Raw genomic sequence first — 25,652 nt, forward strand, 5'->3', positions numbered from 1 at the left:
CGAGCGGCCATGGAGCCATGACGGCAAGAAGAGGCGCGCCGACGCCGTGGGGCTGGTAGGTTTACACCGTCAGGTTCTCCCTGGAAGGGCAGGAGCGAGCGCTTCCCGCGGCCGATGTAGGGTGGGGCGAGGCGGTGGCGGGTGTCGTCAACGGTGAAATTTCGTATGATCCCTTGGCCGTGCGGTGCAGCCTTGCCGGGTCATAAGCAATCCATGTGAATTTGTCTGCACGCGGAAACTGAAACGATGGAGGCCTGACACCCCGTGAAAACGCGACCGGTTACTAGCAGCATGAAGCAACAAGAGGGCGCCGCGCTGCTTGTCGTGCTGTCCGTGATGACGGTCTCGCTTATGCTGGGGGTGACCAGCATGCAGTCGTCCATGATCGACGAGCGCCTGGCGGGGAATTATAAGGCGGCTGCTCAGGCCCAGATGAATGCAGAGCAGGCAGCCTCTGCCATGCTGACTGCTCTTGCCTCTGCTCCGAGATACAAGATTCCACAGAATGTTGTGAGTAACTATGGTTGGGGTGACAGCGGCCTTCGCTGGTCCAGCTTGAATGGTCTTGCCGACTCGAAGGATGTTCCATCTGAATCATGCCTATCTACAGGCAGCGATTTGGCCTGTTACATGGAGCTGCCTGAAAAACCCTTTGGAAGTGGGCTCTTGGAGGGCGACTATATTGTTGCGATGGGCTCATTAACCCAAGACGTGGGTAATGGGGAGAAATCGGTTCTAGCCGAAAGCGATCCGGTCTTTGTCAAATTGACTGGCGATTTCTTCGGGTTCTTTCCTGAGGCGACAGTGAGTTGCCTGGGGAGGGGGTGTGACTTTTTTCCCGGTGACGGTAAATCTGGGCCGGCTATCGATGGAACCGATCGCGAGATGGAAGGGAAAACAACAGGTGCAAATCGACCTGATCCAGTGCTTGACAGCGATGGTGATGAAATCATGGTCCCGGCTGTTATTATGGCGGATAGAAATTCTACTGCTTCCGGTTCGTCAACAGGCGGTGGAGTCTCAGGCGACGAGATATATACGAAAGATCAATACAATGCATTCAAGGAGTCGTTGGGTTCTTCAGATTACGACATAAGTGAAGATGGATGGGCGGCGATCAAGGGCGTTATTCGGAAAGAGGTTGACCAAGCTGTACTCAAGGCGCCCGACTCTGACGGGGTTTTTTATGCTGGTCCAGGCCAGATAGTCAGCCCCGGCTCTGCAAGCGGTATTGTCGTCATTAATGGTGGGACGCTCAGCCTGGGAGGGAGTGATCAGTTCACGGGGCTTGTAATCATGAAGGAAGGTTACATCGCTTCGACAGGGACGCCAGCCATTGTAGGTGCCGTGCTAGGTGAAAATTACTCATTCATTGGCACAGGCAATCCGACGATTTTGTATAGCTCTGAGGCTGTTGAACACGTGAATGGTGATCCTGCTAATGTGCCAGAGGTTATTAGCTGGCAGTGATGGGATATTTTTCGCATGGTCTTGTATCGATAGATTTGTATCGATAGACCTGTGTAGTGGCAGCTGAGCGTAGTTGGGTGAGCTTTCGTTTCTCATGCGGGTGACAAGTATGCGGATTGCCATTACCCGCAGTCTGGCAGCTCGGAAAGTGTTCTGACCCTACCGGCATTGCTGATGATCACTTCGGCCCCATTGTCATGCCCGCTGCAGATCGCGAAGGTCCCATTATGCCCACTGGCGCGCCCCATGGCGCCGTAGCGCACGGGCCGATCACTGCGGCTGAAGTCGATGTCGGCATCGCCGGGTGAGGGCAGCACCCGCAACACGGTATCCCCGCTCAAGTCGCCGCCGGTGGCTCGTCCCTCCACGATCACCCAGTCGTGACTCCAGTCATCCAGAGTGCAGTCTGCGTCCGGCGGGTTCGGGCTTGCACACACCGAAATCGTCGTCCGCCGGGTAATCGCGGTATTGCGGGCCATCGCCAGTGCCGCCTTGATCCGCATCACCTCGGCGGCCACCTCGTTGCGCGCGCTGAAGGCCTGAAAGCCGGGCACGGCGATGGTGGCCATGATCACGATTACGGCGATCGTCACCAGCAGTTCGATCAGGGTGAAGCCGTCCTTGCGGTGGCTACCCTCCGTTTCTTTTCTCATGCGCATCTCTCGCTCCTTCCCTGGAGGGGGCGACGTGCCGCGGCGTCCTGTCGCCTCTGCTTGCGTCTGTCCTCGCGCCGGTGCTCGCACCTGTCTTGGGGGCAGTCCTTTACCCCGTCAGGCTTTCCTTTACTCTAGCCAAGGCCTATGTAAGCCAGAGCGGATTCTACTGTGAGCGATTTCCTGATTATCGGCGGTGGCGTCATCGGCATGATGACGGCGCTGCAGCTGGCCGATGCGGGCCAGTCGGTGACCCTGATCGAGCGGGGCGAGTGCGGCCGCGAGGCCTCCTGGGCGGGGGGCGGCATCGTCTCGCCGCTCTACCCCTGGCGTTACGGCACGCCGGTGTCGCGCCTGTCGCGCTGGTCCGAGGGCTTCTACCCGGAGCTCAGCCTGCGCCTCTTGGAGGAGACCGGGATCGACCCGGAGTATCGCCAGAAGGGGCTCCTGTACCTGCGGGTCGAGGACGAGGCTCGCGCCCTGGAGTGGGCCCGGGAGGTCGGCAAGCCGCTGGAACGGGTGGGCCCCGAGGTGATCTATGCCAAGGAGCCTGCGGCCGCGCCCGGCTGCGAGCAGGCGCTATGGATGCCCACCCTGGGCAGCATTCGCAACCCGCGCCTGGGCCGAGCCCTGCGGGCGCGCCTGGCGGCGATGCCGAGGGTGACGCTGCGCGAACATGAAGCGGTGGTCGGTCTTGAGCGTGATGCACGCGGTGCGGTGATCGGTGCCCAGACGCGAGAGGGCCTGGTGGCGGCGCAGCGGGTGGTCGTCTGCGGTGGTGCCTGGGCGGCGCAGCTGCTGGAGAGCGTCGAAGTGCGCCTGCCTGTGCGCCCGGTGAAGGGGCAGATGATCCTCTTCAAGGCGCCGCTGGGGCTGGTGCAGCGGGTGGTGCTGATGGACGGGCGCTATGTGATTCCCCGCGGCGATGGCCGGGTGCTGGCGGGTTCGACCCTCGAGGAGGCGGGCTTTGATAAGGCGCTCAGCGGCGAGGCGCGGGAATCGCTATGGCAGAGCGCCACCCGCATCGTGCCGGCGCTGGGCGACTGCGAGGTCGAGCATCACTGGGCGGGACTGCGCCCCGGCTCGCCGCAGGGCATTCCGTTCATCGGCGCGGTGCCGGGCGTTGCGAACCTCTGGGTCAATGCCGGCCACTACCGCAACGGCCTGGTGCTGGCGCCGGCCTCGACGCGGCTGCTGGTCGATGAGCTGCTGGGGCGCGAGCCGATCCTCGACCCGGCCGCCTATCGGCTGGAAGGGCGCCTCGGCGATGACTAGCCTTGGGGGCTACTAGTCAGGGACTACTAGTCAGGGACTAGTCAGAGCGTAGACCGGTCGCCGGCTGGGCGTGACAGGGCGTGACAGGGCGTGAGAGGGCAAGACGCCCTCAGTCGGAAGGGCGCTGTTCGGCCAGGTACTTGTCGCGATGGGGCGACCCACAGAACCAGTGGCCCTGCTCGCGAAGGGCTTCATCCTCCGGCAGGTGCACCTGGCAATAGTCGCAGCGCACCATATGGCCGCCCTCCTGGCGGGCCTCCTTCTGTGGCCATTCCTCGCGTTCCAGCTTCCAGTCGCGGTACATGCGGTAGAGCTTGAGGCCGGCCCAGAACAGCACGGCGAAAATGATCAGGCGAATGATCAACAGGTTCATCCTTTTGTGACTCCCTGGTCGGGCAGTATGAGGGGCCTTGCGCTTTGCTACTCGGGCGGCCATGCGGGACAATGCGGGTATCCGAGAGTTTCGAGAGATTTCCCCGACCATGCAAGACCTGACGCTGGTGATGGCCCAATTCGACCCTCTGGTCGGCGATATTCCCGGCAACGCCGAGCGTGCCATCGAGGCGGTGCGCGAGGCGCGCATCGAGCACGGCGCGGATATCGTGGTATTCCCCGAACTGTTCCTGACCGGCTACCCGCCGGAGGACCTGTTGCTGCGCCCCTCCATGGAGACGCGGCTGCGCGAGGCCCGCGCGCGCATGGCGGCCAAGGTCGCCCGCGACGTGCTGGTGATCATTGGCTACCCCGGTCGCCGCGAGGGCCACACCTATAACCTGGCGGGCCTGCTCTACAACGGCGAATGGCTCGACGAGTACGCCAAGCAGGCCCTGCCCAACTACCTGGTGTTCGACGAGCAGCGTTACTTCACACCGGGCACCGAGCCGCTGGTGATCGAGCACCAGGGCGCCAAGCTCGGCATCCTGATCTGCGAGGATGTCTGGAAGCCCGAGCCGGTGCGCCGGACCTGCGAGGCGGGCGCGGAGATCCTGATCACCCTCAATGCCTCCCCCTATCACCAGGACAAGCCCGCCGAGCGACTTGAGCTGTTGCGCGAGCGTGCCGCCGAGGCGCAGCGCCCGCTGGTCTATGTGAACCAGGTCGGCGGCCAGGACGAGCTGGTGTTCGACGGCGGCTCGGCCTGCGTCGATGCCAAGGGCCAGCTGCAGGTCCAGGCGCCTCATTGGCAGGTCGGGCTGATGCCGGTGCAGTTCCTGCGCGAGCCGGAAGGCTGGGTGCCCCAGGCCGGCGAGTGCGAGCCGCTGCCCGAGCCCGAGGAGAGCCTCTATTGCGCGCTGGTCACCGGGGTGCGCGACTACGTCAACAAGAGCGGCTTCAAGGGCGTGGTGATCGGCCTGTCCGGCGGCATCGACTCGGCGCTGACTCTTGCGATTGCGGTGGATGCCCTGGGCCCGGAGCGGGTGCATGCGGTGATGATGCCGTATCACTACACCGCGGATATCTCCAAGGCGGACGCCGCCGAACAGGCCAAGCTGCTCGGTGTCGGTTATGAGGTGATGCCCATCGCGCCGATGGTCGAGAGCTTCATGGACACCCTGGCCGAGAGCTTTGCCGGTACCGAGCGCGACACCACCGAGGAGAATCTGCAGTCCCGTTGTCGCGGCGTGCTGCTGATGGCGATCTCCAACAAGAAGGGCCTGATGGTGCTGACCACCGGCAACAAGAGCGAGATGGCGGTCGGGTACGCCACCCTCTACGGCGACATGGTCGGCGGCTACAACGCCCTGAAGGATGTCTACAAGACCTGGGTCTACCGCCTGGCGCGCTGGCGCAACGATCAGGAGCCGGCGATCCCCGAGCGGGTCATCGAGCGGCCGCCGTCCGCCGAGCTGGCGCCGGATCAGCAGGACAGCGACTCGCTGCCGGATTACGACACCCTGGACGCCATCCTGGCCCGCTACATCGAGGGCGACATGAGCGCCGAGGCGATCATCGAGGCCGGCTTCGCCCGGGAGGCCGTCTATCAGGTGGTCAAGCTGGTCGACCGCTGTGAGTACAAGCGCCGTCAGGCGCCGGTGGGCGTGCGCGTCACCCCGCGGGGCTTCGGTCGTGACCGCCGCTACCCGATCGTCAATGGCTGGCAGCCCGGCGAATAGATCGCCGACACATCGCTCGGCGGGTCATCGGCGATAGCCCACCGAGCCCGCCCCGTCAGCGTCGGATGTTGCCCTGATGACGTCCTTGAGAAAAACGCCCCGTCGGCTCGGCCGGCGGGGCGTCTTCGTGTCTTGCTCAGATGCTTTTCGGTGTGTGCGGTGCTCGTACTCGTAGCGCGGGCGAAAATCAGCGGTTCAGGCGCAGGGTGGCGTCGCTATGCTCGGCCTCGAAGGTGCGGCCGGCGAGGCGCGCATGATCCGGGGCATTCTCGATCAGGGTGGCGAGCACCTCGCGCGCCCGGTCGGGCATGCCCAGGCCCAGGTAGCCCTCGACCATCACCGCCAGGGCATCCTGGTTGGCCGGCGCCTCGGGGTAGTGCGAGATCACCCAGCGCCCGCGCTTGACCGCGGCCAGGTAGGCGCCCTTGCGCAGGTAGAAGTCGGCGACCTGCAGCTCATGGCGGGCCAGCAGGTTGCGCAGGTAGGTCAGGCGCTGCTGGGCGTCCGGGGCATATTCGCTGTCCGGGAAGCGCTCGATGAGATCGCGAAAGTCGCCGTAGGAGTCGCGGGTGGCGCCCAGGTCGCGCTTGGAGATATCGATCAGCTTGAGCCCCTCGAGGCTGAAGCGGCCCGCCTGATAGGCGGCCAGACCGCGCATGTAGTAGGCGTAGTCGACCTGGGGATGGTCTGGCTGCAGGCGGATGAAGCGGCTGGCCGCGGCTCGCGCCGATTCCCAGTTGTCGGTCTGGTAATAGGCGTAGATCAGCTCCAGCTGCGCCTGCTCGGCGTGCTCGCCGAAGGGGTAGCGGGCGTCAAGCGCCTCGAGCCGGCTCACGGCGTTGGTGTAGTTCTGCGCCTCCAGCGCCGTCATCGCCTGCCGGTAGAGCTCCTGTTCCGCGATCTCGTCGGGAACGGTGTCGTTGCCGGCGCAACCGGCGAGCAGGGCGGCCGTCAGGGCGTAGGCGCCCAGCCGTGTGCCACGGGGGAAAACGCGCATCATGGTCCTCGTCTCAAACAACCCGGATGGCCGTGGTAGAATCACTGGCGGCTCATCATAAAGCACTCACGATAAACCACTCAGGGCAGGCCGCAAAGCGCCAGGCCCGGGTCCATCGCGAGTGCCACGTCAAAGGCACAAAGCCCCCATGTCAGAAACCGTACATCGCGACGCCCGCATTCCCGAGGCCATGGCCGGCCAGCGCCTCGATCAGGCGGCGGCCGAGGTCTTCGCCGATTTCTCCCGTGAGCGCCTCAAGGGCTGGATAAAATCGGGCGACCTGACCCTCGACGGCGCCCGTGCCAAGCCCAAGGATAAGATCTACGGCGGTGAGCAGCTGGCGCTCTCCGCGGTGATCGAAGACGAGCTGCGCTTCGAGCCCCAGGCTATCGACCTGGACATCGTCTTCGAGGACGCCGCGGTGCTGGTGATCAACAAGCCCGCGGGCCTGGTGGTGCACCCGGCCGCCGGCAACCCGGACGGCACCCTGCTCAATGCGGTGCTGCACCACTGCCCGGATCTCGCCAGTGTGCCCCGGGCCGGCATCGTGCACCGCCTCGACAAGGACACCACCGGCCTGATGGTGGTGGCCAAGACCCTGGCCGCCCAGACCGCGCTGGTCGAGCAGCTCCAGGCGCGCAGCGTCTCGCGGGAGTACGACGCCGTGGTCACCGGGGTCGTGACCTCCGGCGGGCGCATCGAGGCACCGATCGGTCGCCATCCCAAGGATCGCAAGCGCCAGGCGGTCACCGCCTCCGGTAAGCCGGCGATCACCCACTACCGGGTCACCGAGCGTTTCCGCAACCACACCCACGTGCGCTGCAAGCTCGAGACCGGCCGGACTCACCAGATTCGTGTGCACATGGCGCACCAGCGGTTCCCGCTGATCGGCGACAGCCTCTACGGTGGCCGCCTCAAGCTGCCCCCCGGGGCCGACGAGGATCTCAAGGACCTGCTGCGCGGCTTCCCGCGCCAGGCCTTGCATGCCCGCAAGCTGGCCTTCGTGCACCCGGAGAGCGGCCAGCGCCTCGAGTTTCGTGCCGCGCTGCCGGACGATATGCTGATGCTGCTCGATTACCTGCGCGATGATCACGAAACCATGCGATGAGGCCCTGGCCTCGCTGAGGAATCCACCGATGACGGCCCCCGTGACGACCCCGCACCCGACCCTGGTGCTGCCCGACTGGCCGGCCCCGAGCACGGTGCGGGCCCTGGTCACCACCCGCGAGTCCGGCCCCAGCGAGGGGCCCTTTGCGGCCTTCAATACCGCCGAGCATGTCGGCGACGACCCCGCCCAGGTGGCGCGCTGTCGCGAGCTGCTGCAGGCCGAGGTGGGCAGCGACCGCCCGCTTCTGTGGCTCGACCAGGTGCATGGCGCCAACGTCCAGCAGGTCTATGCCCCGGGAGCGCCCCAGGCCGATGCCGCGGTGGCCTTCGATGCCGGCCATGCCTGCGTGGTGCAGACCGCCGACTGCCTGCCGGTGTTCTTCTGCGACAGGCTGGGCACCCGGGTCGGCATCGCTCATGCCGGCTGGCGGGGGCTCGCCGGCGGCGTGCTCGAGGCCACGGTGGCGGCCCTCGCCACCGACCCCGGCGAGCTGATGGCCTGGCTGGGGCCGGCGATCTCCAACGCCCAGTTCGAGGTCGGCCCCGAGGTCCACGACGCCTTCGTCGCCGTGCAGCCCGAGGCCGAGAGTGCCTTCGAACCGAGCCCCTATCGCCTCGGTCACTACATGGCCGACCTCTACCGCCTGGCGCGCCTGCGCCTCGAACGCCTGGGCGTTGCCCACATCAGCGGCGGACACTTCTGCACCGCCTGCGAGCCGCGCTTCTATTCCCACCGCCGCGATGACGGTGTCACCGGCCGCATGGCCAGCGTGATCTGGCTGCGCTGACGGAAAGCCGCTCGAATCGGGCTTTTCCCCGGCATTTCGTTGATTTCGATCAACCCCCGTGTCGCTTTCAAGGCCGGCGCCTTGAAAGCGGGCCACCATACCTCCATTGATACTGTCAAGACACGACACAGGCAGGCGGTGCGTCCGATCGCGCCGCCGCCCTCATGGAGGACATGCGATGCGATTCGATAAATTCACCGGCAAGTTGCAGACCGCGGTGGCCGATGCCCAGTCCCTGGCGGTGGGGCGTGGGCACAACCAGCTCGACCCCGGCCACCTGTTGATGGCGCTGCTCGAGGAGCGCGACGGCGGCCTGAAGGGGCTGGTCGGCAAGGCTGGCGGCGATGCCGCGGCCCTGCGCAGCGGTCTGGCCAGTTACCTGGATACCCTGCCCGAGGTCGGCCAGTTCGACGGTGAGGTGCAGCCGTCCCGGGACTTCGTGCGCCTGATGAATCTCGCCGACCGGGAGGCTCAGAAGCGTGGCGATCAGTTCATCGCAAGCGAATTGGTGCTGCTGGCGGCGCTTGCCATGAACCATGCGGTCACCAAGGTGCTGACCCAGGCGGGGCTCAATCAGAAGTCGGTGGCCGCGGCCATCGAGAGCCTGCGCGGCGGCCAGAAGGTCGACGACCCCAACGCCGAGGAGTCCCGCGAGGCGCTGGCCAAGTACACCCTGGATCTCACCGCCCGGGCCGCCGAGGGCAAGCTCGACCCGGTGATCGGCCGCGACGACGAGATCCGTCGCACCATTCAGGTGCTGCAGCGGCGTACCAAGAACAACCCGGTGCTGATCGGCGAGCCTGGCGTCGGCAAGACCGCCATCGTCGAGGGCCTGGCCAATCGCATCATCGATGGCGAGGTGCCGGAGGGGCTCAAGGACAAGCGCGTGCTGTCGCTGGACATGGGCGCGCTGCTGGCCGGGGCCAAGTTTCGCGGCGAGTTCGAGGAGCGCCTCAAGGCGGTGCTCAACGAGCTGGCTCAGGAAGAGGGTCGGGTGATCCTGTTCATCGACGAGCTGCACACCATGGTCGGCGCCGGCAAGGCCGAGGGCGCCATGGATGCCGGCAACATGCTGAAACCGGCGCTGGCTCGCGGCGAGCTGCACTGCGTGGGCGCCACCACCCTCGATGAATACCGCAAGTACATCGAGAAGGATGCGGCGCTGGAGCGGCGCTTCCAGAAGGTGCTGGTCGACGAGCCCTCCGAGGAGGACACCATCGCCATCCTGCGCGGCCTCAAGGAGCGCTACGAGGTCCATCACCGCCTCAATATCACCGACTCGGCGATCATCGCCGCGGCCAAGCTGTCGGCCCGCTACATCACCGACCGCCAGCTGCCCGACAAGGCCATCGATTTGATCGACGAGGCCTCCTCGCGGATCCGCATGGAGCTCGACTCCAAGCCCGAGGAGATGGATCGTCTCGACCGGCGCCTGATCCAGCTCAAGATGGAGCGCGAGCAGCTCAAGAAGGAGACCGACGAGGCCTCCCAGAAGCGCCTGGAGAGCCTCGAGGCGCAGATCGACGAGCTGTCCCGGGAGTACGCCGATCTCGACGAGGTGTGGAAGGCCGAGAAGGCCAGCATCGAGGGAGCCGCTCAGTACAAGGCCGAACTCGACAAGGTGCGCATCGAGCTCGATGCCGCCAAGCGCCAGGGTGACCTGGGGCGGATGTCCGAGCTGCAGTACGGGGTGATCCCCGAGCTCGAGCGCAAGATCGCCGAGAGCGAGGAAAGCGAGACGACGGATACCTCGAAGCACACCCTGCTGCGCTCCAACGTCACCGAGGAGGAGGTCGCCGAGGTGGTATCGCGCTGGACCGGCATCCCGGTGTCCAAGATGCTCGAGGGCGAGCGCGACAAGCTGCTGCGCATGGAAGAGGCGCTGCACGAGCGGGTGATCGGTCAGGACGAGGCGGTCACCGCGGTGGCCAATGCGGTGCGCCGCTCCCGGGCCGGGCTCGCCGATCCCAACCGTCCCAACGGCTCCTTCCTGTTCCTCGGCCCGACCGGGGTGGGCAAGACCGAGCTGTGCAAGTCGCTGGCCCATTTCCTCTTCGACACCGAGGAGGCGATGGTGCGCATCGACATGTCCGAGTTCATGGAGAAGCACTCCGTGGCTCGGCTGATCGGGGCGCCTCCGGGCTACGTCGGCTACGAGGAGGGCGGCTACCTGACCGAGGCGGTGCGCCGCAAGCCCTACTCGGTGCTGCTGCTCGACGAGGTCGAGAAGGCCCATGCCGATGTCTTCAACATCCTCTTGCAGGTGCTCGAGGATGGTCGTCTCACCGATGGCCAGGGGCGCACCGTGGACTTTCGCAACACGGTGATCGTGATGACCTCCAACATGGGCTCGGACATCATCCAGCGCATGGGCGGTCAGGACAGCGGTGATAGCGAGAAGGACTACGCGCAGATGAAGGAGATGGTGATGGCGGTGGTCGGTGATCACTTCCGTCCCGAGCTGATCAACCGCATCGACGAGGTGGTGGTCTTCCACGCCCTCGGCCAGGAGCAGATCCAGGCCATCGCCGGCATTCAGCTCGACCGGCTGCGGGTGCGGCTCGCCGAGCACGAGCTCACGCTCGAGGTCAGCGACGAGGCTCTGGCGCAGCTCGCGGTGGTGGGCTTCGATCCGGTGTTCGGCGCCCGGCCCCTCAAGCGGGCGATCCAGAGCCGGCTCGAGAACCCGCTGGCGCAGGATTTGCTGGCCGGCAAGTTCGCCCCGGGCGATACCATCAAGGTCGCAAGCGAAGACGGGACGCTGGTGTTCAGCAAGGAGTAACGCTCGCCCCCGCGCCAGGCATGCCGGCTGGTATAGGGGTCGGCGCATCAAGAAGGCCCGCCTCTCAGGAGGCGGGCCTTTTGTCTTTCGGCGCTCGAGCGTAGGCGCCTGTGTGTCAGGCGAGTGCGCGGGGCGCGATCAGCGGGTGCCGGCGGAGGCGGGGCGTGCCTTCGGCGTCGGCTCGCGGACCAGGCGCTCCTGCAGGGCCTCCAGTGACACCCCCTTGGTCTCGGGCATCAGGAACTTCACGAACAGCACCTGCAGCGCCATCATCACGGCGAAGAAGGCGAACACCGGGCCGCCGTTGAAGGTGCCCAGCACCCAGGGCATCACCAGGGTGATCAGGGCCGCGCAGATCCAGTGCACCGAGCTGCCGAAGGACTGGCCGCGGGCACGCACATGGTTGGGGAAGACCTCGGCGATGAACACCCAGATGATCGCCCCCTGACTGATCGCATGGGACGCGATGAACAGCCCCAGCAGCAGCGGCACCTCGAGTCCGCCGAGCTCGCCGAGGAAGAAGGCCCGCGAGATCAGCACCAGCGAGACCAGGTAGCCCACCGAGCCGATGTACAGCAGGGTACGACGACCCAGGCGGTCGATCAGGGCCATGCCGGCCATAGTGAAGATCAGGTTGACCAGGCCGATGCCGGCAGAGGAGAGCAGGGCGACGCTGCTGCCGAGCTCGGCGGCCTCGAGCACCCGCGGCGCGTAGTAGATGATGAAGTTGATGCCCGAGAGCTGGTTGAAGAAGGCGATCAGGAAGGCCAGCAGGATCGGCAGGCGGTAGCGCCCCGAGAAGAAGGGGGCATGCGCGTTCTGCTCGCTGGTCTCAGCGGCGCGGATCGCGGCGATCTCGCGATCCACGTCGGCGGCGGGGTCGATCTTCCTCAGCACCTCGCTGGCGCCCTCAACGTCGTTGCGCTTGAGGATCAGCCAGCGCGGGCTCTTCGGCACCCGACAGATCATCAGGGTGTACAGGAGCGCCGGCACGGCCTCGATGCCCAGCATCCAGCGCCAGGCGTCCTCGCCGAGCAGCGAGCCCAGCACGAAGTTGGACACGAAGGCCATCAGGATGCCGAACACGATGTTGAACTGGTACAGGCCGACCAGGGCGCCGCGATGCTTGGCCGGCGCAATCTCGGAGATGTAGGTGGGGGCGGCGACCGAGGAGATCCCCACGCCGATGCCGCCGATCAGGCGGAAGAAGGAGAACCAGTAGGGGTCGGTGGCCAGCGCCGAGCCGACGGCGGAACCCAGGTAGAGGATACCGATCAGTACCAGGGTGGCGCGACGGCCCAGCTGGTCGGTGGGCCAGTTGCCGCCGATGGCGCCGATCACCGTGCCCCACAGCGCCATCGACATGATTAGCAGGCCGTGCTGCAGGTCGCTGAGCCCCCAGAGGGTCTGAATGGGCTTGTCGGCGCCGGAGATGACGGCGGTATCGAAGCCGAACAGGAAGCCGGCGAGGGCCACCGTGATCGACCATTGGACGATGCGAGACATGCGGGTTCTCCTTGCAGGGTCGCCTTTCGTCTCCGCTTCTTGAATTCCCCAGGTGAATCGATTCACTTGAGGGCCAAAAAAAAGCGCGGCGAAAGGCGCTGGTGGTTAGTGTTATAGATGGGTGAATCGTGTCAGCAGTTCGCCATTACAGCAATTGGCCGCCCTTTCTGCCACCCGGGGTGTCTTAGACATTGGTCTAGGAGTCGCGGCGTCGGTACCATGATGCCCGCACCCACAGGGCCCTCACGACATCCCTCAGACGGTCGAAACGGCGTGTTCGCGTCGGCGCGTCGCGTGATCGCGGTTTCACGGTTGACACCACCGGGGGGCTATTGGACTCTTGACGGTTCCTGATTGCGGGCGCGGACGAATCCGGGCGATCCCCGACCGCCGCGCGAAGGGTAGGTCTCAGGACCTCTACCCGCCGAAGGATTTTCCGGGCACGGCTACCCGCCTGGCTCGGCCGACGCCCCGACACGGCGAACTGCCGTGATGTGAGTGCAGGCCCCATCCGGGCCTAATGACGCCAGGGTTTGGCATCAGGTGCCGGCATCGACCGGCCGCGGCATACCGCCGCACTCGACTTGCGTGACCCTTTGGGCACGGCAAGGCACTCGAGACCTCCAGGGGAGAAACACAGTGGAACTGCTTTCCGGCGCCGACATGATCGCCCGCTTCCTTCAGGACGAGGGCGTCGAATATATCTATGGCTATCCCGGCGGAGCGGCGTTGCATATCTATGACGCCCTGTTCCGTCAGGATAAGGTCAAACACATCCTGGTACGCCACGAACAGGCCGCGACGCACGCCGCGGACGGCTATGCCCGGGCCTCCGGCAAGCCCGGTACCGTACTGGTCACCTCGGGGCCCGGCGCGACCAACGCCGTGACCGGCATTGCCACCGCCTACATGGACTCGATTCCGCTGGTGGTGCTGTGCGGTCAGGTGATGAGTCACTTGATCGGTGACGATGCCTTCCAGGAAACCGACATCATCGGCGTGACCCGCCCGGTAGTGAAGCATAGCTTCTCGATCAGGCATCCCTCGGAGATCCCCGAGGTGCTGAAGAAGGCCTACTACCTGGCGGCGACCGGCCGTCCCGGCCCGGTGGTGGTGGACATCCCCAAGGACATGACCGCCCCCACCGAGCGCTACGAGTACGTCTATCCGAAGAAGGTCAAGCTGCGCTCCTACAATCCGGTCAATCGCGGCCATACCGGCCAGATCAAGAAGGCCGTGGAGCTGATGCTCAAGGCCAAGCGCCCGGTGTTCTACACCGGCGGCGGCGTGGTCACCGGCAATGCAAGCGAAGGCCTGACCGATCTGGTCAAGCACCTGGGCTTCCCGATCACCACCACCCTGATGGGTATCGGCGCCTACCCGCAGAGCGACCATCAGTGCCTGGGCTGGCTGGGCATGCACGGCTCCTATGAGTCGAACATGGCCATGCACCACGCCGACCTGGTGATCGCCATCGGCGCGCGCTTCGACGACAGGGTGACCAACAACACCTCCAAGTTCTGTCCCACGGCCAAGATCATCCACGTCGACATCGACCCAAGCTCGGTGTCCAAGACCGTGCGGGCCGACGTGCCCATCGTCGGGCCCGCGGCCAGCGTCATCAACGAGATGATCAGCCTGGTGCAGGGCAAGGACATCAGCCAGCCCGAGGCACTCGCCGAGTGGTGGAAGAAGCTCGATGGCTGGCGCGAGGAGCGTGTCGGCAGGCTCTACGAGCCGTCCCATGAAGGCGAGCCGCTCAAGCCCCAGGAAGTGATCGAGGCGGTCTGCCGGGTGACCCGCGGCGAGGCCTTCGTCACCACCGACGTTGGCCAGCACCAGATGTTCGCGGCCCAGTACTACAAGTTCGACAAGCCAAACCGCTTCATCACCTCCGGCGGGCTCGGCACCATGGGCTTCGGCTTCCCGGCGGCCATGGGCGTCAAGAAGAGCTACCCGGACGATGATGTGGTCTGCATCACCGGCGAGGGCAGCTTCCAGATGATGATGCAGGAGCTCTCCACCTGTAAGCAGTACGGGGTGGGAGTGAAGATCATCAACCTGAACAACGGCTCGCTGGGCATGGTGCGCCAGTGGCAGGATTTGAACTACAAGTCCCGTCACGCCCACTCCTACATGGAGTCGCTGCCGGACTTTCAGATGCTGATCGAGTCGTATGGCTTCACCGCCCTCAAGGTGGAACGTCACGAGGATCTCGAACCCGCGCTCGAGCGGGCCTTCGCCGACAAGAACGAGCTGGTGTTCCTCGACGTCTACGTCGACCCGCGCGAGCACGTTTATCCGATGCAGGTGCCCCTGGGCTCCATGCGTGACATGCTGCTTTCGAAGACGGAGCGGACCTGATGCGCCATATCATCTCGATCCTGATGGAAAACGAACCCGGCGCCTTGTCTCGTGTGGTGGGGCTGTTCTCGCAGCGCAACTACAACATCGAGTCGCTCAACGTGGCGCCGACCGAAGACCCGACGCTGTCGCGCCTGACCGTCACCACCGTCGGTGACGATCGGGTGATCGAGCAGATCACCAAGCACCTCAACAAGCTGATCGATGTGGTCAAGCTGGTCGACCTGACCGAGGGGCAGCACATCGAGCGCGAGCTGATGCTGGTCAAGGTCAAGGCGCTCGGCGCGGCCCGTGACGAGGTCAAGCGCACCGCCGATATCTTCCGTGCCCAGGTGGTCGACGTGACGCCGAACCTCTATACGGTGCAGATCACCGGCGATGCCAGCAAGCTGGATGCCTTCCTCCAGGCCATGGCCCCGGTGGGCATCCTCGAGGTGGCGCGTACCGGCGTCTCGGGCATCGCGCGGGGCGACAAGGTGCTGAGCCTCTGACGGCGTGATGGTTCGATAGCCGGTCCTGAAAGCCGCTCTTCGGAGCGGCTTTTTCGTGTCTGGCCGGCGGGGGGCATTGAGAGTGCTTATCGAGGGAGCTTGTCGAGGGAGGGCGAGGAGGTCGTCGGGTAAAGGAGAGCGCTCTTGTGATTAGCGCGCTGAGACCTCGGCCCACAGGGCGCGGATCAGCGGGCTCTTCAATCGGCGCTGGGCCACACACAGGCCCACGTCGTAGTGGGGCAGTTCGGGTTTGACCGCCAGGCTCTGCACGCGATCGGCGAGGGGGCTGTTGTCGACCACGATCTTTGGCACCACGCCGATGCCGAAGCCGAGCCCTACCATGCTGACGATGGCCTCGTGGCCGGCCACCTGAGCATAGATGCGTGGCGCGATGCCCAGTGCCTTGAACCAGGTGTCGCTGTATTCCCGGGACAGGCCCGATTCGGAGAGGATCATCGGCACTTCGGCCCACTGCTCGGCGGTGGGGACCTCGGGATGGGCGGGCATCCAGTCGGCGCCGTCGCGGGGGGCGATGAAGACCAGCGGTGAGGTGGTCATCGGCTTGAAGGCCAGTGCCTCGGGGAGCCGCCGCGGTCGCGGCGTGATGGCCATGTCCTCCTCGCCGGCCAGCACCCGTGAGATGGACTGAGCCGGGTCGCCGGTATGCAGCTTGAGTTCGATGCGCGGGTGGCGGGTGCGAAAGTCGCTGAGTAGCTCATACAGGAAGCTGTAGCTGGCGGTGACCGAGCAGAAGATGCTGATCTCGCCGGCGAGCGCTGCGGTCTCTTCCATCAGCGCATGACGCACCAGTTCCCACTGCTCCAGGGCATCTCGGGCATAGGCCTGGAAGGTCAGCCCCTGATGCGTCAGGGCCACATGGCGGTTGTCGCGCTCGAAGAGCGTCACGCCCAGGCTCTCCTCGAGGGAGCGGATCGACCGAGAGAGCGTCGAGGGGCTGACGTGGCAGGCCTCGCTGGCACGGCCGAAATGCAGGGTGTCGGCCAGGCTCAGGAAGTGTCGGAGGTCACGCATGTCCATGGGCGTTATTTCACTTTTCGGGATCTGATGTTGCAAATATAGCGTTTTACGCAACGAGGTGTCTGTCGTATCGTCCTTGCATCGGCACCACGAACCACAAGCGCCGCGATAGACGGCGCGGGTCGCCATCAACGCTGACACCTTTACTCTCTCGTTATCAGGAATATCGCCATGCACGTGTATTACGACAAGGACTGCGACCTCTCCCTCATCCAGGGCAAGAAGGTCACCATCGTGGGTTACGGTTCTCAGGGCCACGCCCACGCCAACAACCTGAAGGAATCCGGCGTCGACGTCACCGTCGCGCTGCGCAAGGGCTCCTCCTCGGCCGCCAAGGCCGAAGCCGCCGGCCTCAAGGTGGCGTCCGTCGCCGAGGCGAGCCAGACCGCTGACGTGGTCATGCTGCTGGCGCCCGACGAGAACCAGAAGGCGATCTACGAGCAGGAAGTCGCTCCGAACCTGAAGCAGGGCGCGACCCTGGCCTTCGCTCACGGCTTCAACATCCACTACAACCAGATCGAGCCGCGCAAGGACCTGGACGTGATCATGATCGCGCCCAAGGCCCCGGGCCACACCGTGCGCTCCGAGTTCGTCAAGGGCGGCGGCATTCCCGACCTGATCGCGATCCATCAGGATGCGACCGGCAATGCCAAGGCCCTGGCGCTGTCCTACGCGGCAGGCGTCGGCGGTGGCCGTACCGGCATCATCGAGACCACCTTCCGTGACGAGACCGAGACCGATCTGTTCGGCGAACAGGCGGTGCTGTGTGGCGGTGCGGTCGAACTGGTCAAGGCCGGCTTCGAGACCCTGACCGAGGCAGGCTATGCCCCGGAGATGGCCTACTTCGAGTGCCTGCACGAGCTCAAGCTGATCGTCGACCTGATGTACGAAGGCGGCATTGCCAACATGAACTACTCGATCTCCAACAACGCGGAGTTCGGCGAGTACTTCACCGGCCAGGAAGTCATCAACGACCAGTCCCGTGAGGCCATGCGCAACGCGCTGAAGCGGATCCAGAACGGCGACTATGCCAAGAGCTTCATTGCCGAGAGCCAGACCAACTATCCGTCGATGACCGCGCGTCGTCGTCTCAACGCCGAGCACCCGATCGAGCAGGTCGGTGAGAAGCTGCGCTCCATGATGCCCTGGATCGCCGCCAACCAGCTGGTCGACAAGTCCAAGAACTGATCGAACGGCACGGCACCAACGACAGCGAGGGCGCGGATTTCCGCGCCCTCGCTGTTTTTGTACGGGCTGTCGTTGCTATCGTTGCGGGAACTAGCATGTAGAATGGATCGCGTGTCACGGACACATCTCCCAGCAACGGAAGACCTCTATGAGTCAGGATTCGCAAAAGACCGAATACGATCACGCCGAACACGACGAAGATGTCACCGCGACCTTTCTGCGCGAGACGGAAGTGGTCGAGGAAGCGGTCGAGGATGGAAAGAAGATCCGGCGGCGCGGCATCTATCTGCTGCCGAACCTGTTCACCACATCCGCATTGTTCTCGGGATTCTTCGCCGTGGTCGCCGGTATCAATGGTGATTTCTCGGCCGCGGCCATCGCGATCTTTATCGCCATGGTGCTCGACGGCCTGGACGGTCGCGTGGCGCGCATGACCAATACCCAGAGCGCCTTCGGTGCCGAGTACGATAGCCTCGCCGACATGATCTCCTTCGGCATGGCGCCGGCCCTGGTGGCCTTCACCTGGATCCTTCAGGACATCGGCAAGATTGGCTGGGTGGTGGCCTTCCTGTATGTGGCCTGCGCCGCTCTGCGTCTGGCGCGCTTCAATGTGCAGATCGGTTCCACCGACAAGAAGTGGTTCATCGGCCTGCCCAGTCCCTCCGCCGCCGCTCTGGTGGCTGCCAGTGTCTGGACCTTCCACAGCTTCGATGCCAATGCCTTCGCCTTCAAGCTGTTGATGCTGGTGGTGGTGGCCGCGGCAGGGGTGCTGATGGTCAGCAACATTCGCTACTACAGCTTCAAGGATGTCGACCTCAAGGGGCCGGTGCCCTTCGTGATGCTGCTCGCCATCGTGCTGGGCTTCGTGGTGATCTCGGTGGAGCCGGCGGTCATGCTGCTGCTGCTGTTCGCCGTCTACGTCGCCTCGGGGCCGGTGCTTGCCGTACTGCGCAAGATGAAGAAGCTGCCTGCGAACTGATTCGCTGGCGCTTTCCTCTCGCGCCACGCTCTGACAGACTGCGCTCCCGCTCTTTACGGCCTCTAAACGCCCGCCCCTGTGCGGGCGTTGTCGTCTCCGGCGCTTCTGCTTATCCACACCCGGTTGGTCGCCCTGATCTATCCACAGCCCCTTCGTCATCTTTTTGAAAGAAAGGGGTTGTGCCGCTCCGCGATAATCCGTAAAGTACGCATCCGCTGCCGCCGACGAGCAAATGTCGGATGCGGTGAAGAGTGTTGGAAGCACTTGTTTTTGTTTAGGTTTTTCGAATCGCTCGGCGATATCGGGATTGACAAAAACACCGGAAACGGTAGAATGCTCCCTCACTCGATCGGCGCTCAACTCGCCGCTGGTTCACTCGGTCATCTAGAGTGAGCGACAACAGCAAGGGTTGACATTCACTGCCGATTCAGTAGAATACGCCTTCCTCGCAGGGCGCCGGCCGAACGGCCAGGCAGATGCGGGACGCTCCGCTCTTTAAGAGTTCGGGGCTGCTCTTTAACAATCGATCAGATAATTCATGTGGGCGCTTGTCGATGAAGGGGTGATCAGTCACCGATACTTCAAGGCAAGCGACTCGTCAAAGGAAGCCAATTCGGCTGACTTTTTGAGACGTTTGAACCTTGAGCCAAGTTTGGTCTGCTTCTTTCTTCGGAAAGGTAAGACCGTATGATTTTAAACTGAAGAGTTTGATCATGGCTCAGATTGAACGCTGGCGGCAGGCCTAACACATGCAAGTCGAGCGGAAACGATCCTAGCTTGCTAGGAGGCGTCGAGCGGCGGACGGGTGAGTAATGCATAGGAATCTGCCCGGTAGTGGGGGATAACTTGGGGAAACTCAAGCTAATACCGCATACGCCCCAAGGGGGAAAGCAGGGGATCTTCGGACCTTGCGCTATCGGATGAGCCTATGTCGGATTAGTTAGTTGGTGAGGTAATGGCTCACCAAGACCGCGATCCGTAGCTGGTCTGAGAGGATGATCAGCCACACTGGGACTGAGACACGGCCCAGACTCCTACGGGAGGCAGCAGTGGGGAATATTGGACAATGGGCGAAAGCCTGATCCAGCCATGCCGCGTGTGTGAAGAAGGCCTTCGGGTTGTAAAGCACTTTCAGCGAGGAAGAAGGCCTGACGGTTAATACCTGTCAGGAAGGACATCACTCGCAGAAGAAGCACCGGCTAACTCCGTGCCAGCAGCCGCGGTAATACGGAGGGTGCAAGCGTTAATCGGAATTACTGGGCGTAAAGCGCGCGTAGGTGGCTTGATAAGCCGGTTGTGAAAGCCCCGGGCTCAACCTGGGAACTGCATCCGGAACTGTCAGGCTAGAGTGCAGGAGAGGAAGGTAGAATTCCCGGTGTAGCGGTGAAATGCGTAGAGATCGGGAGGAATACCAGTGGCGAAGGCGGCCTTCTGGACTGACACTGACACTGAGGTGCGAAAGCGTGGGTAGCAAACAGGATTAGATACCCTGGTAGTCCACGCCGTAAACGATGTCGACTAGCCGTTGGGAGCCTCGAGTTCTTAGTGGCGCAGTTAACGCAATAAGTCGACCGCCTGGGGAGTACGGCCGCAAGGTTAAAACTCAAATGAATTGACGGGGGCCCGCACAAGCGGTGGAGCATGTGGTTTAATTCGATGCAACGCGAAGAACCTTACCTACTCTTGACATCGTGCGAACTTTCCAGAGATGGATTGGTGCCTTCGGGAACGCACAGACAGGTGCTGCATGGCTGTCGTCAGCTCGTGTTGTGAAATGTTGGGTTAAGTCCCGTAACGAGCGCAACCCCTATCCTTATTTGCCAGCGAGTAATGTCGGGAACTCTAAGGAGACTGCCGGTGACAAACCGGAGGAAGGTGGGGATGACGTCAAGTCATCATGGCCCTTACGAGTAGGGCTACACACGTGCTACAATGGCAGGTACAAAGGGTCGCAAGACGGCGACGTGGAGCTAATCCCATAAAGCCTGCCTCAGTCCGGATCGGAGTCTGCAACTCGACTCCGTGAAGTCGGAATCGCTAGTAATCGTGAATCAGAATGTCACGGTGAATACGTTCCCGGGCCTTGTACACACCGCCCGTCACACCATGGGAGTGGACTGCACCAGAAGTGGTTAGCTTAACCTTCGGGGGAGCGATCACCACGGTGTGGTTCATGACTGGGGTGAAGTCGTAACAAGGTAGCCGTAGGGGAACCTGCGGCTGGATCACCTCCTTAATCGACGACTCGCCTCTTCTCGGCAAGTGTCCACAATGAATTATCTGATCGGCCAGAGCATAAGACTGTTTGGGTCGCGGACCCAGTGGTTAGTAAGCCGGGTCTGTAGCTCAGTTGGTTAGAGCGCACCCCTGATAAGGGTGAGGTCGGCAGTTCGAGTCTGCCCAGACCCACCAATGTTTACTTGTCAGAGGGGCCTTAGCTCAGCTGGGAGAGCGCCTGCCTTGCACGCAGGAGGTCAGCGGTTCGATCCCGCTAGGCTCCACCATCCCAACACAGTCACCTGTGAGTCCACAGTCACAAGCCTATCATCACAAATGATGATGTCGGGTTTGTGACTGTCGGTTCGACAGTCGCTCTTTAACAATATGAATCATGCTGACAAACGTTTCTTCCGAGAGGAAGAGACACGAGATACGTCTCAAGCGTATCCGGCAATTGTCGTGACGTCATCGCGGACCAGACCCTTTCGGGTTATATGGTCAAGCGATGAAGCGCATACGGTGGATGCCTAGGCAGTCAGAGGCGATGAAAGACGTGGAAGCCTGCGATAAGGTTCGGCGAGGTGGCAAACAACCTGCGACCCGGACATTTCTGAATGGGGAAACCCACCCAAGGTAACTTGGGTATCCCACACTGAATACATAGGTGTTGGGAGGCGAACCAGGGGAACTGAAACATCTAAGTACCCTGAGGAAAAGAAATCAACCGAGATTCCCCTAGTAGCGGCGAGCGAACGGGGACCAGCCCTTAAGCACCATGACTGATAGACGAAGTGGTTGGGAAACCACGCGATACAGGGTGATAGCCCCGTAGTCGAAATCTGATTGGTGTGAAATCGAGTAGGTCGGGGCACGAGAAACCTTGACTGAAGACGGGGGGACCATCCTCCAAGGCTAAATACTCCTGACTGACCGATAGTGAACCAGTACCGTGAGGGAAAGGCGAAAAGAACCCCGGAGAGGGGAGTGAAATAGATCCTGAAACCGTATGCGTACAAGCAGTGGGAGCAGACTTGTTCTGTGACCGCGTACCTTTTGTATAATGGGTCAGCGACTTATTTTCAGTGGCGAGCTTAACCGTATAGGGGAGGCGTAGGGAAACCGAGTCTTAACTGGGCGACCAGTCGCTGGAAATAGACCCGAAACCGGGCGATCTATCCATGGGCAGGTTGAAGATTGAGTAACATCAATTGGAGGACCGAACTCAAGTATGTTGAAAAATGCTGAGATGACCTGTGGATCGGAGTGAAAGGCTAATCAAGCCCGGAGATAGCTGGTTCTCCTCGAAAGCTATTTAGGTAGCGCCTCACGTATCACCGCCGGGGGTAGAGCACTGTTTCGGCTAGGGGGTCATCCCGACTTACCAACCCGAGGCAAACTCCGAATACCGGTGAGTGCAGCGTGGGAGACACACAGCGGGTGCTAACGTCCGTTGTGAAAAGGGAAACAACCCAGACCGTCAGCTAAGGTCCCCAAATCCTGGTTAAGTGGGAAACGATGTGGGAAGGCTCAGACAGCTAGGAGGTTGGCTTAGAAGCAGCCATCCTTTAAAGAAAGCGTAATAGCTCACTAGTCGAGTCGGCCTGCGCGGAAGATGTAACGGGGCTAAACCAGGTACCGAAGCTACGGGTTCGTCGAATGACGAGCGGTAGAGGAGCGTCGTGTAAGCCAATGAAGGTGTGTTGAGAAGCATGCTGGAGGTATCACGAGTGCGAATGCTGACATGAGTAACGACAAGGGGAGTGAAAAACTCCCCCGCCGGAAGACCAAGGGTTTCTGTTCGACGCTAATCGGAGCAGAGTGAGTCGGCCCCTAAGGCGAGGCCGAAAGGCGTAGTCGATGGGAAACGGGTCAATATTCCCGTACTTCACAGTATTGCGATGGGGGGACGAAGAATGCTAGGTGAGCCAGGCGTTGGTTGTCCTGGTGAAAGTCAGTAGGCTGGGGGATCAGGTAAATCCGGTACCCTAAGGCCGAGAGACGAGACGAACAGACTACGGTCTGGAAGTCATCGATGCCACGCTTCCAGGAAAAGCCTCTAAGCTTCAGATACTGTGGAACCGTACCCCAAACCGACACAGGTGGTCAGGTAGAGAATACCAAGGCGCTTGAGAGAACTCGGGTGAAGGAACTAGGCAAAATGGTGCCGTAACTTCGGGAGAAGGCACGCCGCATTAACGTGATGGGACTCGCTCCCTAAGCGTGAAGCGGTCGAAGATACCAGGTGGCTGCAACTGTTTATTAAAAACACAGCACTCTGCCAACGCGTAAGCGGACGTATAGGGTGTGACGCCTGCCCGGTGCCGGAAGGTTAATTGATGGTGTTAGCTTCGGCGAAGCTCCTGATCGAAGCCCCGGTAAACGGCGGCCGTAACTATAACGGTCCTAAGGTAGCGAAATTCCTTGTCGGGTAAGTTCCGACCTGCACGAATGGCGTAATGATGGCCACGCTGTCTCCACCCGAGACTCAGTGAAATTGAAATCGCAGTGAAGATGCTGTGTACCCGCGGCTAGACGGAAAGACCCCGTGAACCTTTACTATAGCTTCACACTGGACGCTGATGTTGCTTGTGTAGGATAGCTGGGAGGCTTGGAAACTGTGGCGCTAGCTGCAGTGGAGCCAACCTTGAAATACCAGCCTGGCATCATTGGCGTTCTAACTCCGGTCCGTTATCCGGATCGAGGACAGTGTGTGGTGGGTAGTTTGACTGGGGCGGTCTCCTCCCAAAGAGTAACGGAGGAGCACGAAGGTACCCTCAGCACGGTTGGAAATCGTGCAGTGAGTGCAAGAGCATAAGGGTGCTTAACTGCGAGACAGACACGTCGAGCAGGTACGAAAGTAGGTTCTAGTGATCCGGTGGTTCTGTATGGAAGGGCCATCGCTCAACGGATAAAAGGTACTCCGGGGATAACAGGCTGATACCGCCCAAGAGTTCACATCGACGGCGGTGTTTGGCACCTCGATGTCGGCTCATCACATCCTGGGGCTGAAGTCGGTCCCAAGGGTATGGCTGTTCGCCATTTAAAGTGGTACGCGAGCTGGGTTTAGAACGTCGTGAGACAGTTCGGTCCCTATCTGCCGTGGGCGTTGGAAGTTTGAGAAGTGCTGCTCCTAGTACGAGAGGACCGGAGTGGACGCACCTCTGGTGTTCCGGTTGTCACGCCAGTGGCATTGCCGGGTAGCTAAGTGCGGACGGGATAACCGCTGAAAGCATCTAAGCGGGAAGCCCCCTTCAAGATGAGACTTCCCCGAGGCGTAAGCCTCCTGAAGGGCCCAGCGAGACGAGCTGGTTGATAGGCACGGTGTGGAAGCGCTGCAAGGCGTTGAGCTAACGTGTACTAATTGCCCGTGAGGCTTGACCATATAACCCCAAGGGGTCTGCGCATGACGCGCAACAATTGACGGATACGCGAGACGCATCTCGTCAGCATGACTTCATATTGCGATGAGCCGCCACGGCGACTCATCAACCCGTTTCGCCTGACGACCATAGCGAGCGTGAACCACCCGATCCCATGCCGAACTCGGAAGTGAAACCGCTTAGCGCCGATGGTAGTGTGGAGCTTCTCCATGCGAGAGTAGGTCATCGTCAGGCACTTATCCCGAGAAAACCCCGGTCTCCCAGAGGCCGGGGTTTTTTCATGTCTGGACGGTCGACAACGCTCCTCCAGACCGCTCCCCAGCAGGGCGCCGAGGCATCGCCGTGGTGCGCTGCCCAGACCTTGCCTGATCTTCCTCCTGAGCCCCGGCCGCTGACGCGGCCGGGGTTTTTGTGTGCGATGCTGTTTCGCTCGACAGCCCTGGGCGTTCTCCTGACCTTTCTCTTGGTCTGTTCCAAGCCGCGGATCCTGTTCTCGGCAAGACGGGCCGCCCAAGAAAAATCCCCGATGGCGTGGCAAGGCTTTATGACAAGACTGAATCGTGGCGGATTTTCCGATCATTCTCCCGCAGATCTCGCACCTGGAGAGCGCCTGTCGAATCCTCTCGCTCAGCTGCAACGCGACGCTATTTACGCTCAGCGTGATGATGACTTCGTCTGTGGGTATCTTTGATAAGTCTTGGTGACGGGGTTGTCACGATATCTGGGGATGTTGGAAAGGCCCGTGTGGCGGGCCTTGAGGAGAGAGGCAGATCTTTTTGTTGAAAAGCCCTTGCGTGTATCCGCGATAATCCGTAAAGTACGCATCCGCTGCCGCCGACGAGCACACGTCGGATGCGGTGAAGAGTGTTGGAAGCACTTGTTTTTGTTTAGGTTTTTCGAATCGCTCGGCGATATCGGGATTGACAAAAACACCGGAAACGGTAGAATGCTCCTCCACTCGATCGGCGCTCAACTCGCCGCTGGTTCGCTCGGTCATCTAGAGTGAGCGACAACAGCAAGGGTTGACATTCACTGCCGATTCAGTAGAATACGCCTTCCTCGCAGGGCGCCGGCCGAACGGCCAGGCAAATGCGGGATGCTCCACTCTTCAAGAACTCGGAGCTGCTCTTTAACAATCGATCAGATAATTCATGTGGGCGCTTGTCGATGAAGGGGTGATCAGTCACCGATACTTCAAGGCAAGCGACTCGTCAAAGGAAGCCAATTCGGCTGACTTTTTGAGACGTTTGAACCTTGAGCCAAGTTTGGTCTGCTTCTTTCTTCGGAAAGGTAAGACCGT

The 25,652-nt window shown here is 62.1% G+C and carries 16 protein-coding genes, 2 tRNA genes and 3 rRNA genes; 15 read left to right on the forward strand and 6 right to left on the reverse strand.

The genetic code is table 11. The annotated features are described in order from the left end of the window. Positions 1 to 291: 291 nt before the first annotated feature. Positions 292 to 1,470 carry a hypothetical protein gene (locus IEJ03_RS01550; protein ID WP_192035991.1) on the forward strand — a complete coding sequence of 393 codons (1,179 nt, stop codon included), beginning with the start codon at positions 292 to 294 and terminating at the stop codon, positions 1,468 to 1,470. Positions 1,471 to 1,592: 122 nt separating this feature from the next. Here the strand turns inward: IEJ03_RS01550 and IEJ03_RS01555 are convergent, their stop codons facing one another. After that, positions 1,593 to 2,123: a GspH/FimT family pseudopilin gene (locus IEJ03_RS01555; protein WP_192035992.1), complete on the reverse strand. Its 531-nt coding sequence runs from the start codon at positions 2,121 to 2,123 to the stop codon at positions 1,593 to 1,595. A gap of 171 nt (positions 2,124 to 2,294) precedes the next feature. Between IEJ03_RS01555 and thiO the strand changes: the two genes are divergently transcribed. Continuing rightward, positions 2,295 to 3,398 (forward strand): glycine oxidase ThiO, encoded by a 1,104-nt coding sequence (thiO, locus tag IEJ03_RS01560; RefSeq protein ID WP_192035993.1) that lies wholly within the window; start codon positions 2,295 to 2,297, stop codon positions 3,396 to 3,398. A gap of 109 nt (positions 3,399 to 3,507) precedes the next feature. Here thiO and IEJ03_RS01565 read toward each other — a convergent pair whose 3' ends face one another. Continuing rightward, positions 3,508 to 3,771 carry a PP0621 family protein gene (locus IEJ03_RS01565; RefSeq protein WP_192035994.1) on the reverse strand — a complete coding sequence of 88 codons (264 nt, stop codon included), beginning with the start codon at positions 3,769 to 3,771 and terminating at the stop codon, positions 3,508 to 3,510. A 109-nt stretch (positions 3,772 to 3,880) separates the two neighbouring features. Between IEJ03_RS01565 and IEJ03_RS01570 the strand changes: the two genes are divergently transcribed. Further along, positions 3,881 to 5,512 carry an NAD+ synthase gene (locus tag IEJ03_RS01570; RefSeq protein ID WP_192035995.1) on the forward strand — a complete coding sequence of 544 codons (1,632 nt, stop codon included), beginning with the start codon at positions 3,881 to 3,883 and terminating at the stop codon, positions 5,510 to 5,512. A 187-nt stretch (positions 5,513 to 5,699) separates the two neighbouring features. Here IEJ03_RS01570 and IEJ03_RS01575 read toward each other — a convergent pair whose 3' ends face one another. Then, positions 5,700 to 6,509, reverse strand: coding sequence for an outer membrane protein assembly factor BamD (locus IEJ03_RS01575; protein WP_192035996.1), 810 nt, complete (start codon positions 6,507 to 6,509; stop codon positions 5,700 to 5,702). 148 nt (positions 6,510 to 6,657) lie between these two features. Here IEJ03_RS01575 and rluD point away from each other — a divergent pair, with 148 nt between their 5' ends. From rluD to clpB, 3 genes are all read left to right on the forward strand, one after another. Continuing rightward, positions 6,658 to 7,617 carry a 23S rRNA pseudouridine(1911/1915/1917) synthase RluD gene (gene rluD, locus IEJ03_RS01580; protein WP_192035997.1) on the forward strand — a complete coding sequence of 320 codons (960 nt, stop codon included), beginning with the start codon at positions 6,658 to 6,660 and terminating at the stop codon, positions 7,615 to 7,617. Positions 7,618 to 7,645: 28 nt separating this feature from the next. Beyond that, a complete protein-coding gene (pgeF, locus tag IEJ03_RS01585; protein WP_192035998.1) occupies positions 7,646 to 8,404 on the forward strand; it encodes a peptidoglycan editing factor PgeF in 759 nt (252 codons plus the stop codon). Between the two features lie 178 nt (positions 8,405 to 8,582). After that, positions 8,583 to 11,186, forward strand: a complete 2,604-nt coding sequence (gene clpB / locus IEJ03_RS01590; protein ID WP_192035999.1) for an ATP-dependent chaperone ClpB — start codon at positions 8,583 to 8,585, stop codon at positions 11,184 to 11,186. Between the two features lie 138 nt (positions 11,187 to 11,324). On the opposite strand, the gene IEJ03_RS01595 is transcribed toward clpB, so the two are convergent. Then, positions 11,325 to 12,692, reverse strand: a complete 1,368-nt coding sequence (locus IEJ03_RS01595; protein WP_192036000.1) for a sugar porter family MFS transporter — start codon at positions 12,690 to 12,692, stop codon at positions 11,325 to 11,327. Between the two features lie 639 nt (positions 12,693 to 13,331). Between IEJ03_RS01595 and IEJ03_RS01600 the strand changes: the two genes are divergently transcribed. Then, positions 13,332 to 15,056 carry an acetolactate synthase 3 large subunit gene (locus IEJ03_RS01600; protein WP_192036001.1) on the forward strand — a complete coding sequence of 575 codons (1,725 nt, stop codon included), beginning with the start codon at positions 13,332 to 13,334 and terminating at the stop codon, positions 15,054 to 15,056. Further along, positions 15,056 to 15,547: an acetolactate synthase small subunit gene (ilvN, locus tag IEJ03_RS01605; RefSeq protein ID WP_092526995.1), complete on the forward strand. Its 492-nt coding sequence runs from the start codon at positions 15,056 to 15,058 to the stop codon at positions 15,545 to 15,547. The genes IEJ03_RS01600 and ilvN overlap by 1 nt, the downstream gene beginning before the upstream one ends. 150 nt (positions 15,548 to 15,697) lie before the next feature. Here the strand turns inward: ilvN and ilvY are convergent, their stop codons facing one another. Beyond that, complete coding sequence (gene ilvY / locus IEJ03_RS01610; protein WP_192036002.1) at positions 15,698 to 16,585, reverse strand: HTH-type transcriptional activator IlvY; 888 nt, start codon at positions 16,583 to 16,585, stop codon at positions 15,698 to 15,700. Positions 16,586 to 16,756: 171 nt separating this feature from the next. Here ilvY and ilvC point away from each other — a divergent pair, with 171 nt between their 5' ends. The 7 genes from ilvC to rrf all read left to right on the forward strand — a co-directional run bounded on the left by ilvC (position 16,757) and on the right by rrf (position 24,586). Next, positions 16,757 to 17,773: a ketol-acid reductoisomerase gene (gene ilvC, locus IEJ03_RS01615; RefSeq protein WP_192036003.1), complete on the forward strand. Its 1,017-nt coding sequence runs from the start codon at positions 16,757 to 16,759 to the stop codon at positions 17,771 to 17,773. Positions 17,774 to 17,921: 148 nt separating this feature from the next. Then, a complete protein-coding gene (pssA, locus tag IEJ03_RS01620) occupies positions 17,922 to 18,752 on the forward strand; it encodes a CDP-diacylglycerol--serine O-phosphatidyltransferase (RefSeq protein WP_192036004.1) in 831 nt (276 codons plus the stop codon). A gap of 695 nt (positions 18,753 to 19,447) precedes the next feature. Further along, positions 19,448 to 20,988: ribosomal RNA gene (locus IEJ03_RS01625) — 16S ribosomal RNA — on the forward strand. Between the two features lie 99 nt (positions 20,989 to 21,087). After that, a tRNA-Ile gene (locus IEJ03_RS01630) sits at positions 21,088 to 21,164 on the forward strand. 16 nt (positions 21,165 to 21,180) lie between these two features. Further along, a tRNA-Ala gene (locus IEJ03_RS01635) sits at positions 21,181 to 21,256 on the forward strand. Positions 21,257 to 21,468: 212 nt separating this feature from the next. Beyond that, positions 21,469 to 24,354, forward strand: a 23S ribosomal RNA gene (locus IEJ03_RS01640). A 116-nt stretch (positions 24,355 to 24,470) separates the two neighbouring features. Beyond that, positions 24,471 to 24,586 (forward strand): 5S ribosomal RNA (gene rrf, locus IEJ03_RS01645). Together the 16S, 23S and 5S rRNA genes with 2 tRNA genes alongside form the textbook arrangement of a ribosomal RNA operon. Positions 24,587 to 25,064: 478 nt before the next feature. On the opposite strand, the gene IEJ03_RS01650 is transcribed toward rrf, so the two are convergent. After that, the gene (locus tag IEJ03_RS01650; RefSeq protein ID WP_192036005.1) at positions 25,065 to 25,349 is read right to left on the reverse strand and encodes a hypothetical protein; all 285 of its coding nucleotides are present in this window, start codon (positions 25,347 to 25,349) and stop codon (positions 25,065 to 25,067) included. Positions 25,350 to 25,652: the final 303 nt, after the last annotated feature.

It is taken from the genome of Halomonas sp. YLGW01 (assembly GCF_014840935.1).
GTDB lineage: Bacteria > Pseudomonadota > Gammaproteobacteria > Pseudomonadales > Halomonadaceae > Onishia.

What these genes read in the sequence shown, in the direction of transcription:
- IEJ03_RS01575 (WP_192035996.1), bottom strand. Translation starts at nt 6,509, where the DNA reads ATGCGCGTTTTCCCCCGTGGCACACGGCTGGGCGCCTACGCCCTGACG.
- IEJ03_RS01555 (WP_192035992.1), bottom strand. Translation starts at nt 2,123, where the DNA reads ATGAGAAAAGAAACGGAGGGTAGCCACCGCAAGGACGGCTTCACCCTG.
- IEJ03_RS01570 (WP_192035995.1), top strand. Translation starts at nt 3,881, where the DNA reads ATGCAAGACCTGACGCTGGTGATGGCCCAATTCGACCCTCTGGTCGGC.
- ilvY (WP_192036002.1), bottom strand. Translation starts at nt 16,585, where the DNA reads ATGGACATGCGTGACCTCCGACACTTCCTGAGCCTGGCCGACACCCTG.
- ilvN (WP_092526995.1), top strand. Translation starts at nt 15,056, where the DNA reads ATGCGCCATATCATCTCGATCCTGATGGAAAACGAACCCGGCGCCTTG.
- IEJ03_RS01650 (WP_192036005.1), bottom strand. Translation starts at nt 25,349, where the DNA reads ATGACCGAGCGAACCAGCGGCGAGTTGAGCGCCGATCGAGTGGAGGAG.
- IEJ03_RS01595 (WP_192036000.1), bottom strand. Translation starts at nt 12,692, where the DNA reads ATGTCTCGCATCGTCCAATGGTCGATCACGGTGGCCCTCGCCGGCTTC.
- clpB (WP_192035999.1), top strand. Translation starts at nt 8,583, where the DNA reads ATGCGATTCGATAAATTCACCGGCAAGTTGCAGACCGCGGTGGCCGAT.
- IEJ03_RS01565 (WP_192035994.1), bottom strand. Translation starts at nt 3,771, where the DNA reads ATGAACCTGTTGATCATTCGCCTGATCATTTTCGCCGTGCTGTTCTGG.
- IEJ03_RS01550 (WP_192035991.1), top strand. Translation starts at nt 292, where the DNA reads ATGAAGCAACAAGAGGGCGCCGCGCTGCTTGTCGTGCTGTCCGTGATG.
- pssA (WP_192036004.1), top strand. Translation starts at nt 17,922, where the DNA reads ATGAGTCAGGATTCGCAAAAGACCGAATACGATCACGCCGAACACGAC.
- pgeF (WP_192035998.1), top strand. Translation starts at nt 7,646, where the DNA reads ATGACGGCCCCCGTGACGACCCCGCACCCGACCCTGGTGCTGCCCGAC.
- ilvC (WP_192036003.1), top strand. Translation starts at nt 16,757, where the DNA reads ATGCACGTGTATTACGACAAGGACTGCGACCTCTCCCTCATCCAGGGC.
- rluD (WP_192035997.1), top strand. Translation starts at nt 6,658, where the DNA reads ATGTCAGAAACCGTACATCGCGACGCCCGCATTCCCGAGGCCATGGCC.